At 72.5% G+C, this 10,535-nt stretch carries 15 protein-coding genes; all 15 read left to right on the forward strand.

What is annotated here, in order from left to right; all coding sequences use genetic code 11:
• Nucleotides 1–107 precede the first annotated feature (107 nt).
• The 15 genes from fabF to T8T21_RS02840 all read left to right on the forward strand — a co-directional run bounded on the left by fabF (nucleotide 108) and on the right by T8T21_RS02840 (nucleotide 10,534).
• The gene (fabF, locus tag T8T21_RS02770) at nucleotides 108–1,376 is read left to right on the forward strand and encodes a beta-ketoacyl-ACP synthase II (RefSeq protein ID WP_183468823.1); all 1,269 of its coding nucleotides are present in this window, start codon (nucleotides 108–110) and stop codon (nucleotides 1,374–1,376) included.
• On the forward strand, nucleotides 1,376–2,539 hold the full coding sequence (mltG, locus tag T8T21_RS02775) for an endolytic transglycosylase MltG (protein WP_322336717.1): 1,164 nt from the start codon (nucleotides 1,376–1,378) through the stop codon (nucleotides 2,537–2,539). Before fabF ends, mltG begins: the two co-directional genes overlap by 1 nt.
• A 178-nt stretch (nucleotides 2,540–2,717) precedes the next feature.
• Nucleotides 2,718–3,065 (forward strand): hypothetical protein, encoded by a 348-nt coding sequence (locus T8T21_RS02780; protein ID WP_322336718.1) that lies wholly within the window; start codon nucleotides 2,718–2,720, stop codon nucleotides 3,063–3,065.
• Complete coding sequence (locus T8T21_RS02785; protein ID WP_322336719.1) at nucleotides 2,959–4,344, forward strand: DNA-packaging protein; 1,386 nt, start codon at nucleotides 2,959–2,961, stop codon at nucleotides 4,342–4,344. Before T8T21_RS02780 ends, T8T21_RS02785 begins: the two co-directional genes overlap by 107 nt.
• A 134-nt stretch (nucleotides 4,345–4,478) precedes the next feature.
• A complete protein-coding gene (locus tag T8T21_RS02790) occupies nucleotides 4,479–5,651 on the forward strand; it encodes a phage portal protein (RefSeq protein WP_322336720.1) in 1,173 nt (390 codons plus the stop codon).
• A complete protein-coding gene (locus tag T8T21_RS02795; protein ID WP_322336721.1) occupies nucleotides 5,644–5,859 on the forward strand; it encodes a GTA head formation protein, RCAP_rcc01685 family in 216 nt (71 codons plus the stop codon). The genes T8T21_RS02790 and T8T21_RS02795 overlap by 8 nt, the downstream gene beginning before the upstream one ends.
• Nucleotides 5,860–5,870: 11 nt before the next feature.
• Nucleotides 5,871–6,419: an HK97 family phage prohead protease gene (locus T8T21_RS02800; protein WP_322336722.1), complete on the forward strand. Its 549-nt coding sequence runs from the start codon at nucleotides 5,871–5,873 to the stop codon at nucleotides 6,417–6,419.
• Complete coding sequence (locus T8T21_RS02805) at nucleotides 6,412–7,560, forward strand: phage major capsid protein (protein ID WP_322336723.1); 1,149 nt, start codon at nucleotides 6,412–6,414, stop codon at nucleotides 7,558–7,560. The genes T8T21_RS02800 and T8T21_RS02805 overlap by 8 nt, the downstream gene beginning before the upstream one ends.
• Nucleotides 7,561–7,624: 64 nt before the next feature.
• A complete protein-coding gene (locus tag T8T21_RS02810; protein ID WP_322336724.1) occupies nucleotides 7,625–8,224 on the forward strand; it encodes a head-tail connector protein in 600 nt (199 codons plus the stop codon).
• A complete protein-coding gene (locus T8T21_RS02815; RefSeq protein ID WP_322336725.1) occupies nucleotides 8,221–8,559 on the forward strand; it encodes a head-tail adaptor protein in 339 nt (112 codons plus the stop codon). Before T8T21_RS02810 ends, T8T21_RS02815 begins: the two co-directional genes overlap by 4 nt.
• Nucleotides 8,556–8,966: a DUF3168 domain-containing protein gene (locus tag T8T21_RS02820; RefSeq protein ID WP_322336726.1), complete on the forward strand. Its 411-nt coding sequence runs from the start codon at nucleotides 8,556–8,558 to the stop codon at nucleotides 8,964–8,966. The genes T8T21_RS02815 and T8T21_RS02820 overlap by 4 nt, the downstream gene beginning before the upstream one ends.
• Nucleotides 8,967–8,983: 17 nt before the next feature.
• Nucleotides 8,984–9,397, forward strand: coding sequence for a phage major tail protein, TP901-1 family (locus T8T21_RS02825; protein ID WP_322336727.1), 414 nt, complete (start codon nucleotides 8,984–8,986; stop codon nucleotides 9,395–9,397).
• On the forward strand, nucleotides 9,397–9,711 hold the full coding sequence (locus T8T21_RS02830) for a gene transfer agent family protein (protein WP_322336728.1): 315 nt from the start codon (nucleotides 9,397–9,399) through the stop codon (nucleotides 9,709–9,711). The genes T8T21_RS02825 and T8T21_RS02830 overlap by 1 nt, the downstream gene beginning before the upstream one ends.
• On the forward strand, nucleotides 9,708–9,896 hold the full coding sequence (locus T8T21_RS02835; RefSeq protein ID WP_322336729.1) for a rcc01693 family protein: 189 nt from the start codon (nucleotides 9,708–9,710) through the stop codon (nucleotides 9,894–9,896). Before T8T21_RS02830 ends, T8T21_RS02835 begins: the two co-directional genes overlap by 4 nt.
• Nucleotides 9,893–10,534: a phage tail tape measure protein gene (locus T8T21_RS02840; RefSeq protein ID WP_322336730.1), complete on the forward strand. Its 642-nt coding sequence runs from the start codon at nucleotides 9,893–9,895 to the stop codon at nucleotides 10,532–10,534. Before T8T21_RS02835 ends, T8T21_RS02840 begins: the two co-directional genes overlap by 4 nt.
• The last annotated feature ends 1 nt before the right edge of the window (nucleotide 10,535 follow it).

Consider the following 10,535-nt stretch of genomic DNA (forward strand, 5'->3'; position numbering starts at 1 on the left):
TAAGCCCGACTGGGCGGCGGGCCGCCAAATTCGACACGCCCGCGCTCTTGCTCCCGCGCGAAGCCCTGCGGTATCAGGGCGCGAGTTTTGACGAAGAGGATGGTCAGATGCGGCGAGTGGTCGTGACGGGGCTGGGGCTGGTGACGCCGCTGGCCGACAAGGTCGAGCCGAGCTGGGAGGCGATCCTGGCGGGAAAATCGGGCGCGGGCACCATCACCCGCTTCGACGCCGATCACTTGGCGACGAACTACGCCTGCGAGGTGCCGCGCGGCGACGACGCCGACCCGGCGGTCCGGTTCGATCCGAACGCCTACATGGAGCCGAAGGAGCAGCGCAAGGTCGACGACTTCATCCTCTACGGCATCGCCGCCGCCCAGCAGGCGGTCGAGGATTCGGGCTGGATGCCCGAGGATGACGAGAGCCGCGAGCGCACCGGCGTGATGATCGGCTCCGGCATCGGCGGCCTCAACTCGATCGCCGAGACCGCGCTGCTCATTCGCGACAAGGGCCCGCGCCGCGTCTCGCCCTTCTTCATTCCCGGCGCGCTGATCAACCTGATCTCGGGCCAGGTCTCGATCCGCTACGGCTTCAAGGGGCCGAACCACTCGGTCGTCACCGCCTGTTCGACCGGCGCGCATGCCATCGGCGACGCGGCCCGGCTGATCAAGTACGGCTCGGCCGACGTGATGGTGGCCGGTGGCGCCGAGGCGGCGATCTCCGAGATCGGCATCGCCGGCTTCAACGCCTGCAAGGCGCTCTCGACCAAGCGGCGCGACGATCCGCAGGCCGCGAGCCGTCCCTATGACAACGACCGCGACGGCTTCGTCATGGGCGAGGGCGCGGGCATCGTCGTGCTCGAGGAATACGAGCACGCCAAGGCCCGCGGCGCCAAGATCTATGCCGAGGTGCTGGGCTACGGCCTGTCGGGCGACGCCTACCACATCACCGCGCCGTCGGAGGATGGCGAGGGCGGCGAGCGGGCGATGCGCGCCGCGCTCAAGGATGCCGGGATCACGGCCGACAAGATCGACTACATCAACGCGCATGGCACCTCGACCATGGCCGACACGATCGAGCTCGGCGCGGTGGAGCGGCTGATGGGCGAGGCGGCCAGGAACGTGACCATGTCCTCGACCAAGTCGATGACCGGCCACCTCTTGGGCGCGGCTGGCGCGATCGAGGCGATCTTCTCGATCCTCGCGATCCGCGACCAGGTCGCACCGCCGACCATCAACCTCGACAACCCGGCGGTCGAAACCGTCGTCGACCTCGCGCCCAACGCCAAGCGCGAGCGCAAGATCGACGTGGCGCTGTCGAACAGCTTCGGCTTCGGCGGCACCAATGCGAGCGTGCTCTTCGGCCGGGTCGCCTCCTGATGTGGCGTCATCTCGCCTCGAACACGATCACCTTCATGATCGTGGGGCTCGCAGGCGCCGCCGGCGTGATCGCATGGGGCGTCAACGAGTATTCGGGCGAGGGCCCGCTTGAAACGGCGATGTGCCTGCGCGTCGAGCCGGGCACCAACATGCGCGCCGTGAGCGCCCGGCTCGAGGAGCAGGGCGCGATCGGCTCGGCGCCGATCTTCCGCATCGGCGCCGAATATTCCGAGAAGGCCGGCCAGCTCAAGGCCGGCAGCCACCTGATCCCCGAACAGTCCTCGATGGAGGAGATTCTCGACATCGTGACCCGCGGTGGCGCCTCCACCTGCGGCACCGAGATCCTTTACAAGATCGGCGTCAACGCGGTCGCCGCCGAGGTGCGCGAGCTCGACCCCGCGACCTCGAGCTACACCGAGCTGGCCGAGTTCGACCCGACCGCCGAGGGCGTCGAGATCCCGGCCGAATACGAGACCATGCGCGAGCGCGCCGACACGCGCTACCGCATCTCCATGGCCGAGGGCGTGACCTCCTGGCAGGTGGTGCAGGCGCTCAACGCGATCGACACGCTCGACGGCGATGTCGAGGAAATCCCCGCCGAGGGCAGCCTCGCGCCCGACAGCTACGAGATCGCGCCGGGCACCCAGGTCGCGGCGGTGCTCGAACGGATGGAGGCCGCACAGGCGGCGATCCTCGCCGAGGCTTGGGAGAACCGGGCCGAGGGCCTGCCGCTCGAGACGCCGGAAGAGGCGCTGATCCTCGCCTCGATCGTCGAGAAGGAAACCGGTGTCGCCGCCGAGCGGCCGCAGGTCGCCAGCGTCTTCGTGAACCGGCTGCGGCAGGGCATGCCGCTGCAGACCGACCCGACCGTGATCTACGGCATCACCGAGGGCAAGGGCGTGCTCGGGCGCGGGCTGCGGCGCAGCGAGCTGCAGGCCGAGACGCCGTGGAACACCTACGTGATCAACGGTCTGCCGCCGACGCCGATCGCCAACCCGGGCCGCGCCGCGATCCAGGCGGCGCTCAACCCGGCGAGCACGGATTACGTGTTCTTCGTGGCCGACGGCACCGGCGGTCACGCCTTTTCCGAGACGCTGGCCGAGCACAACAGCAACGTCGCCAAGTGGCGCGAGATCGAGGCACAGCGCGCTGCGGGAAATTGATTTTCCGTAAACGGGTCGGGCGGTTATAGCCCGTTCCTCAGATCGTCGAGATTGACTTTTGGTACGCAGTGTCGTAGGGTAAACGTCAGGCTGAGACAAATGCACGGCGGCCCCGGAGAAATCCGGGGCCGCCTTTTTTCGTGCCCGCGTCTCGGCCGTAGGTTGAGGAGGAACAGGCATGACGACGGATGACACGGGCGGCGTGACGGCGGCCGAACAAGCCGCGCGCCGCAAGGAGTGGGAGGATGCGTGGACGCTGCTCTCATCGGTGCGCTCGACGTTGGCGGACCTGCTGGAAGCGGCCCGCTACGAAACCGGCGTACCAAGGGAAATTTCCAAGAAGATCAGTGATCTGGAAAGCGCGCTTAAGGCAGCGTTCGAAGTGGAGAGGCGTTTCAATGACTGGCTCAAGCGACAGGATGGCGGCCTCGCCGCAGGCGAGATCGACCTCGACGACGCCCGGCGGCGGATCACCTGCCGGCTGGATCGCCTGCGCGCCTGCTGCCGAGAGGACCGCCTTTCTTGACGGGCTCGACCCGGCCGCGCTGGCGGCGCTGCCGCATCTGTTCGATCTCTGGGCGCTGCCGCATCAGCGGCCGCCGGGCGGCGACTGGCGGACATGGGTGATCCTGGGCGGTCGCGGCGCGGGCAAGACCCGGGCCGGGGCGGAATGGGTGCGCGGCCAAGTGGAGGGTCCGCGTCCGCGCGATCCCGGCCGGGCCCGGCGCGTGGCGCTGATCGGCGAGACGCTCGACCAGGCGCGCGAGGTGATGGTCTTCGGCGATAGCGGCCTGATGGCCTGCGCGCCGCCCGACCGGCGGCCGGACTGGTCGGCGACCCGGCGGATGCTGACATGGCCCAACGGCGCCACGGCGCAGATCTTCTCGGCGCATGACCCCGAGGCGCTGCGCGGCCCGCAATTCGACGCCGCCTGGGCCGATGAGCTGGCCAAGTGGAAACGCGGTCAGGTGGCGTGGGACATGCTGCAGTTCGGGCTGCGGCTGGGCGATCCGCGCGCCTGCGTCACCACCACCCCGCGCAACGTCGCGGTGCTGCGCGACCTGCTGGCTGCCGACAGCACGGTGACCACCCATGCGCCGACCGAGGCCAACGCCGCCAATCTCGCGCCGGGCTTTCTGGACGAGATGCGCCGCCGCTACGCCGGGACACGGCAGGGCCGGCAGGAGCTCGACGGCGTGCTGCTGGCCGATGCCGAAGGGGCGCTGTGGACCGCCGCGATGCTGGCCGGCTGCGTGGTCGAGGGGGCGCCCGATCTCGACCGGATCGTGGTCGCGGTCGACCCCTCGGTGAGCGCGCATGCAGGCTCCGACGCCTGCGGCATCGTCGTCGCGGGCGCGGTCACGCATGGCCCGCCCGCCGACTGGCGGGCCTATGTGCTCGAGGACGCCACCGCGATCCGCGCCTCGCCGCAGGGCTGGGCGCGGGCCGCCTGCGCCGCGATGGCGCGGCACGGGGCCGAGCGGATGGTGGCCGAGGTCAATCAGGGCGGCGCGCTGGTCGAGACGGTGGTGCGGCAGGTCGACCCGCTGGTGCCGTTCAAGGCGCTGCATGCCGGGCGCTCCAAGGGGCTCCGGGCCGAGCCGGTCGCCGCGCTCTACGAACAGGGCCGGGTGCACCACCTGCGCGGGCTCGGTGCACTTGAGGACCAGATGGCGCAGATGACCGCGCGCGGCTTTCTCGGATCGGGCTCGCCCGACCGGGTCGACGCGCTGGTCTGGGCGCTGCACGAGCTGATGATCGCGCCCGCGCAGCACTGGCGCAGCCCGCGCCTGCGGATGCTCTGAGCCCGCGCCCCGGCTGGCCGCCGGGCGGGGTGTTGCGTGCCCGGCCGGGGCACCGCGCGCCGCGTTCCGGCTTTCCCAACCCCGCGCTGCCATTCTCCCTGCCAAGCCAAACGGACGACCAGCGGGGGGCGGCGATGTTCGAATTCTTCAAGCGCGGCAAGGGGGCGCCGGAGGCCAAGGCCTCTGCGGCGGGGCGCTGCCTGGCCTGGCCCGGCGCGGGCCGCCCGGCCTGGAGCGCGCGGGACACGGTCTCGCTCACCCGGGCGGGCTTCGTGTCGAACCCGGTCGGCTTCCGCGCCGTGCGGCTGATCTCCGAAGCCGCGGCGGCGCTGCCATTGGTGCTGACCGAGGCCGGGCGTCGCCATGACGCGCACCCGGCGCTGGCGCTGCTGGCGCGGCCCAATCCGGGCCAGGGCCGGGCCGAGCTGATCGAGGCGCTGGTCGGCCAGCTCCTGCTCACCGGCAACGGCTATGTCGAGGCGGTGGGCACCGACGGGCTGCCGCTGGAGCTGCACGTGCTGCGCTCGGAGCGGGTCGCGCTGGTGCCCGGCCCCGATGGCTGGCCGGTGGGCTATGACTACGCTGCCGGCGGCCGCACCCATCGCTTCGCGGTCGAGGGCGGCGTCTCGCCGGTCTGCCACATCAAGAGTTTTCACCCCCAGGACGATCATTACGGGCTCTCGGCGCTGTCGGCCGCGGCCACGGCGATCGACGTGCACAACGCCGCCTCGGCCTGGTCCAAGGCGCTTCTGGACAACGCCGCGCGGCCCTCGGGCGCGATCGTCTATCGCGGCGCCGACGGGCAGGCGTCTCTCAGCCCCGACCAGTACGACCGGCTGGTCGAGGAGATGGAGAGTCAGCACCAGGGCGCCCGCAACGCCGGGCGGCCGATGCTACTCGAGGGCGGGCTCGACTGGAAGCCGATGGGCTTCTCGCCCTCGGACATGGAGTTCCAGCAGACCAAGGCGGCGGCCGCGCGCGAGATCGCGGTGGCCTTCGGCGTGCCGCCGATGATCCTCGGGATTCCGGGCGACGCCACATACGCCAATTACCAGGAGGCCAACCGCGCCTTCTACCGGCTGACCGTGCTGCCGCTGATGGCGCGAGTTGCGGGCGCGCTGGCCGAATGGCTGTCGGACCTTTCAGGCACGCGCTTCGAGCTGCGCGTCGATCTCGACCAGGTGCCCGCCCTGGGCCCCGAGCGCGACGGCCAGTGGCGCCGGGTCTCCGAGGCGCTGTTCCTCACCGACGCGGAGAAGCGCGCGCTGCTCGGCCTGCCGTCGCGCGGGGAGGACGGGGATGGATGACCTGCGCGAGACGGGCTTCGCCTGCGCGCCGGGTCTCAGGATCGAGGCGCATGAGCGGCTGGTGGCGCTGCAATTCGCGCAGGTGGCCGCGACGCTGGAGCGGATCGAGGCGGTGATGGAGCGGCTGGAGCGCCGGCTCTGGATCGCCGTCTACGGCGTGGTCGCGGCGATCGGCGCGCAGGCGGCGCAGCAGATCGTGGGGATGTGAGGGAGGCGATGATGGAGTTGGAGCGCAAGTTCTGCGCGGGCGGCACGGATGGCACCGGGCCGCTGGAGATCGGCGAGGGCGCGGTGATCGCGGGTTACGCCTCGCTGTTCGACAGGCCCGACCAGGGCGGCGACGTGGTGGCGCCGGGCGCCTACACCGCCTCGCTGGAGCGGCTGGCGGCGGCGGGCGGGAGGGTGCGGATGCTGTGGCAGCACGATCCCGCGCGCCCGATCGGCGTCTGGGACGAGGTGCGCGAAGACGGCAAGGGGCTTTGGGTCCGGGGCCGCATCCTCGAGGCGGTGGCGCAGGGCCGCGAGGCGGCCGCGCTGGTCGCGGCGGGCGCGATCGACGGGCTGTCGATCGGCTACCGCACCCGCCGCGCGCAAAAGGATGGCGCCGGGCGCAGGCTCACCGAGCTGGAGCTGTGGGAGGTCTCGCTGGTGACCTTCCCGATGCTGCGCGAGGCGCGGGTGGGGGCGAAGCGCGACGACGCGCTGGTCGCAAAGCTGCGCGCGGCACGGCGCAGTCTCAGGGGTGACGAGGGGAAACAGGATGCGTGACGACGATGCGCTCGGCCGGGAGATCGGCGGGCTGATGGACGAGCTGGGCCGGTTCTCGGCCGAGATCCGAACCAAACTCAAGGCACAGGACGACCGGATGACACGACTGGACCGCAAGACCGCGCTGGCCGCGCGACCCGCCCTCGAAGCCAAGGCCGAGGGCCAGCCGCACCGCGCCGCCTTCGGCGCCTATCTGCGCACCGGCGAGGATGACGGGCTGCGCGGCCTCGGGCTCGAGGGCAAGGCGATGAGCACCACTGTCGCCGCCGATGGCGGCTATCTCGTCGATCCGCAGACCGCCGACCGGGTGCGCGGCGTGCTTGGCGCCACCGCCTCCCTGCGTGCGGTCTCGAACGTGGTGGCGGTGGATGCCGGCTCCTACGACGTGCTGATCGACCACGCCGAGGCCGGCGCCGGCTGGGCCGACGAGACCAGCGCCCGGGTCGAGACCGGCACGCCGCAGATCGACCGGGTCAGCATCCCGCTGCACGAGCTGTCGGCCCTGCCCAAGGCGTCGCAGCGGCTGCTCGACGACAGCGCCTTCGACATCGAGGGCTGGCTCGCGGGCCGTATCGCCGATAGCTTCGCCCGCTCCGAGGCGGCGGCCTTCATCTCCGGCGACGGCGTCGACAAGCCGGCGGGGCTCCTGAGCTACCCGCAGGTCGATGATGACGGCTGGGCCTGGGGCAGCCTCGGCTACGTCGCCACCGGCACCGATGGCGGCTTCGACATCGACAACCCGGCCGACGCGGTGATCGACCTCGTCTACCGGCTTGGCGCGCCCTACCGGGCGGGCGCGCGCTTCGTGATGAACTCGCGCACCGCAGGCAGCCTGCGCAAGTTCAAGGACGCCGATGGCCGGTTCCTGTGGACCGACGGCCTCTCGGCGAGGGAGCCGGCGCGGCTCTTGGGCTACCCGGTGCTGATCGCCGAGGACATGCCCGACATCGCCTCCGACGCCTGCGCGCTGGCCTTCGGCAATTTCGAGGCGGGCTACACCATCGCCGAGCGGCCCGACCTGCGGGTGTTGCGCGATCCGTTCTCGGCCAAGCCGCACGTGATCTTCTACGCGACCAAGCGGGTCGGCGGCGCGGTCAGCGACTTCGCGGCGATCAAGCTTCTGAAATTCGGCATCGCCTGATGGACCGCCGGGCCGCCCGGCAGGGGCGGCCCGGCTGCGGGCTGGGACCGGGGGAGGACGGGCGATGAGAGTGATCGAGACGGGCGCGGTGCCCGAGGCGGCCCTGCCGGTGGACGGGCTGCGGGCGCATCTGCGGCTGGGCACCGGCTTTGCCGAGGCCGGGCTGCAGGACCCGGCGCTGGCGGGCTTCCTGCGCGCCGCCATCGCCGCGATCGAGGGCCGCACCGGGCGGGTGCTGCTGGCGCGGGGCTTCGTGCTGGAGCTGGCGCGCTGGCGCGACGCGGCCTGTCAGGTGCTGCCGCTGGGGCCGCTGCGCGCGGTGACGGCGGTCGAGATGGTGGATGCGGAGGGCGCGGCGACGCCGGTCCCGGCATCGCTCTGGCGCGCGGTCGCCTGCGATCAGCGGCCCCGGATCGAGGCGTGCGGCGCCGCGCTGCCGTGGTTCCCGACGGGCGGGCTGGTACGGATCCGGTTCGAGGCGGGCTATGGCGCCGACTGGACCACGATCCCGGCCGATCTGGCGCAGGCCACGATGATGCTGGCCGCGCATTACCACGAATACCGCCATGACACCGGGCTAGGGCCGGGCTGCATGCCCTTCGGCGTCACCGCGCTGACCGAGCGGTTCCGCATGCTGCGGCTCTCGGCGGGGGGCCGGGCATGAGGCCCGCGCGGCTGAACCGGGCGCTCCTGCTCGAAGCGCCGCTGCGCCGGCCCGACGGCGCCGGTGGCTTCGACCAGGGCTGGGCCGCGCTCGGCACGCTCTGGGCCGCGATCGAGGCCCGCTCGGGGCGCGACCTCGACGACATGGGCGCGGCGCTGAGCCGGGTGCTCTTGCGGATCAAGGTCCGCGCCGCGCCGCCGGGCAGCTCGATGCGGCCCCAGGCCGGGCAGAGGCTGCGCGAGGGGGCGCGCCTCTTCGCGATCCGCGCGGTGCGCGAGGCCGACCCGGATGGCCGCTACCTGATCTGCGAGGCCGAGGAGGAGGTGGCGCGATGAGCTACGCGGTTTCCGAGGCTTTGCAGGCGGCGATCTATGCCCGCCTGACCGGGCATGGCCCGCTCACCGATCTGCTCGGCGGGGCGATCTACGACGCGCTGCCCGCCGGGCCGCTGCCACCGCTCTACGCCACGCTGGGCGCGGAACGGGCGCGCGACCGCTCCGACGTGACCGCGCGCGGCGCCGAGCACGATCTCATGGTCAGCGTGGTCAGCGACGCCGCCGGTTTCCGCGCCGCCAAGGCAGCCGCGGCAGCAGTGTCGGACGCGCTGGCGGCACCGCTGCCGCCGCTGGCGCGGGGCCGGCTGGCGGGGCTGTGGTTCCTGCGCGCCCGGGCGCGGCGCGAGGGCAGCGGCGACGCCAGGCGCATCGACATGGTGTTCCGCGCGCGCACCGAGGACATCTGAAAGAGGAGGGCCAGGCAATGGCGGCTCAGAACGGCAGGGATCTCCTGCTCAAGATCGACATGACCGGCGACGGGCTGTTCGAGACCATGGCGGGGCTGCGCGCGACGCGGCTCACGCTCAATGCCCAGAGCATCGACGTCACCCATCTGGGATCGGGCGGCTGGCGCGAGGTGCTGGGCGGCGCGGGGGTCCGCTCGGCGGCGATCTCGGGCTCGGGCGTGTTCCGCGACGCCGATACCGACGCCCGGGCGCGGCAGATCTTCTTCGACGGCGAGACCCCGGATTTCCAGGTGGTGATCCCCGATTTCGGCACCATGACCGGCCGGTTCCATATCGCCTCGATCGACTATGCCGGCAGCCATGACGGCGAGGCGAGCTTCGAGATCGCGCTGGTCTCGGCCGGGCCGCTCGCCTTCGAGGCGGCGGTCTGATGGCCAACCCGCTGGCCGGCGAGGTGGCGCTGGTGCTCGATGGCGAGCGGCGCGTGATGAAGCTGACGCTGGGCGCACTGGCCGAGCTGGAGGAGGCGCTCGGCGCCGACAGCCTGGCGGCGCTGGTGGCCCGGCTCGAGGGCGGCGAGGTTTCGGCCCGCGACGTGCTGGCGCTTCTGGTGGCGGGGCTCAGGGGCGGCGGCTGGCCGGGCCGGGCCGCCGATCTGGTCGCGGCCGAGATCGAGGGCGGGATCGCCGAGGCGGCGCGGCGTGCGGCGCTTCTGGTCGCCCGCGCCTTCGGCGAGGCGGCATGACCCGGCTCGATTGGGCGGCGATGATGCGCGCCGGGATCGGCGGGCTCGGGCTGCGCCCGGCGGAGTTCTGGGCACTGACCCCGGCCGAGCTGCGGCTGATGCTCGGGCCGGCCGGGCCGCGCCCGATGAGCCGCGCCCGCTTCGAGGCGCTATGCCGCGCCCATCCCGACGAGGAGAGGACATGACCGAGGACGAGTTCGAGGCGCTGGAACGCGCCATGGAAGAGGCGGGCGGCGTGGCCGAGAGCTTCACCCGCGAGCTGGACCGGATGCGCGCCGGGATCGGCGAGACGACCCGCGACCTGGGTCGGCTGGAGCGCGGCTTTTCGGGCGGAATTCGCCGCGCCGTCGACGGCGTGCTGTTCGAGGGGCGCTCGGGCGGCGCGGCGCTGCGCGGGCTGGCCGGGAGCATGGCCGACACGGTCTATGGCAACGCGATGCGCCCGGTGACCGACCGGCTGGGCGGGCTTTTGGCGCAAGGCGTGAACGGGCTGGTGGCGGGGCTGATGCCCTTTGCCGAGGGCGGCGCCTTCGCGGGCGGGCGGGTCACACCCTTTGCCAGGGGCGGCGTGGTCTCGGGGCCGGTCGCCTTTCCGATGCGCGGCGGCGCCGGGCTGATGGGCGAGGCCGGGCCGGAGGCGATCCTGCCGCTGGCGCGCGGGCCCGACGGGCGGCTCGGCGTGGCGGCGGGCGGCGGCAATGGCGGCGCGGCGCGGGTGACGGTCAACATCACCACGCCCGATGCCGAGAGCTTCCGCCGTTCGCGCGGGCAGGTGGCGGCGCAGATCGCGCGCGCGGTCGATCGCGGCCGCCGCGACAGGTGAG

The organism is Limimaricola variabilis (assembly GCF_034371605.1).
Lineage (GTDB): Bacteria > Pseudomonadota > Alphaproteobacteria > Rhodobacterales > Rhodobacteraceae > Limimaricola > Limimaricola variabilis.

What these genes read in the sequence shown, in the direction of transcription:
- fabF (WP_183468823.1), top strand. Translation starts at nt 108, where the DNA reads ATGCGGCGAGTGGTCGTGACGGGGCTGGGGCTGGTGACGCCGCTGGCC.
- mltG (WP_322336717.1), top strand. Translation starts at nt 1,376, where the DNA reads ATGTGGCGTCATCTCGCCTCGAACACGATCACCTTCATGATCGTGGGG.
- T8T21_RS02780 (WP_322336718.1), top strand. Translation starts at nt 2,718, where the DNA reads ATGACGACGGATGACACGGGCGGCGTGACGGCGGCCGAACAAGCCGCG.
- T8T21_RS02785 (WP_322336719.1), top strand. Translation starts at nt 2,959, where the DNA reads ATGGCGGCCTCGCCGCAGGCGAGATCGACCTCGACGACGCCCGGCGGC.
- T8T21_RS02790 (WP_322336720.1), top strand. Translation starts at nt 4,479, where the DNA reads ATGTTCGAATTCTTCAAGCGCGGCAAGGGGGCGCCGGAGGCCAAGGCC.
- T8T21_RS02795 (WP_322336721.1), top strand. Translation starts at nt 5,644, where the DNA reads ATGGATGACCTGCGCGAGACGGGCTTCGCCTGCGCGCCGGGTCTCAGG.
- T8T21_RS02800 (WP_322336722.1), top strand. Translation starts at nt 5,871, where the DNA reads ATGGAGTTGGAGCGCAAGTTCTGCGCGGGCGGCACGGATGGCACCGGG.
- T8T21_RS02805 (WP_322336723.1), top strand. Translation starts at nt 6,412, where the DNA reads ATGCGTGACGACGATGCGCTCGGCCGGGAGATCGGCGGGCTGATGGAC.
- T8T21_RS02810 (WP_322336724.1), top strand. Translation starts at nt 7,625, where the DNA reads ATGAGAGTGATCGAGACGGGCGCGGTGCCCGAGGCGGCCCTGCCGGTG.
- T8T21_RS02815 (WP_322336725.1), top strand. Translation starts at nt 8,221, where the DNA reads ATGAGGCCCGCGCGGCTGAACCGGGCGCTCCTGCTCGAAGCGCCGCTG.
- T8T21_RS02820 (WP_322336726.1), top strand. Translation starts at nt 8,556, where the DNA reads ATGAGCTACGCGGTTTCCGAGGCTTTGCAGGCGGCGATCTATGCCCGC.
- T8T21_RS02825 (WP_322336727.1), top strand. Translation starts at nt 8,984, where the DNA reads ATGGCGGCTCAGAACGGCAGGGATCTCCTGCTCAAGATCGACATGACC.
- T8T21_RS02830 (WP_322336728.1), top strand. Translation starts at nt 9,397, where the DNA reads ATGGCCAACCCGCTGGCCGGCGAGGTGGCGCTGGTGCTCGATGGCGAG.
- T8T21_RS02835 (WP_322336729.1), top strand. Translation starts at nt 9,708, where the DNA reads ATGACCCGGCTCGATTGGGCGGCGATGATGCGCGCCGGGATCGGCGGG.
- T8T21_RS02840 (WP_322336730.1), top strand. Translation starts at nt 9,893, where the DNA reads ATGACCGAGGACGAGTTCGAGGCGCTGGAACGCGCCATGGAAGAGGCG.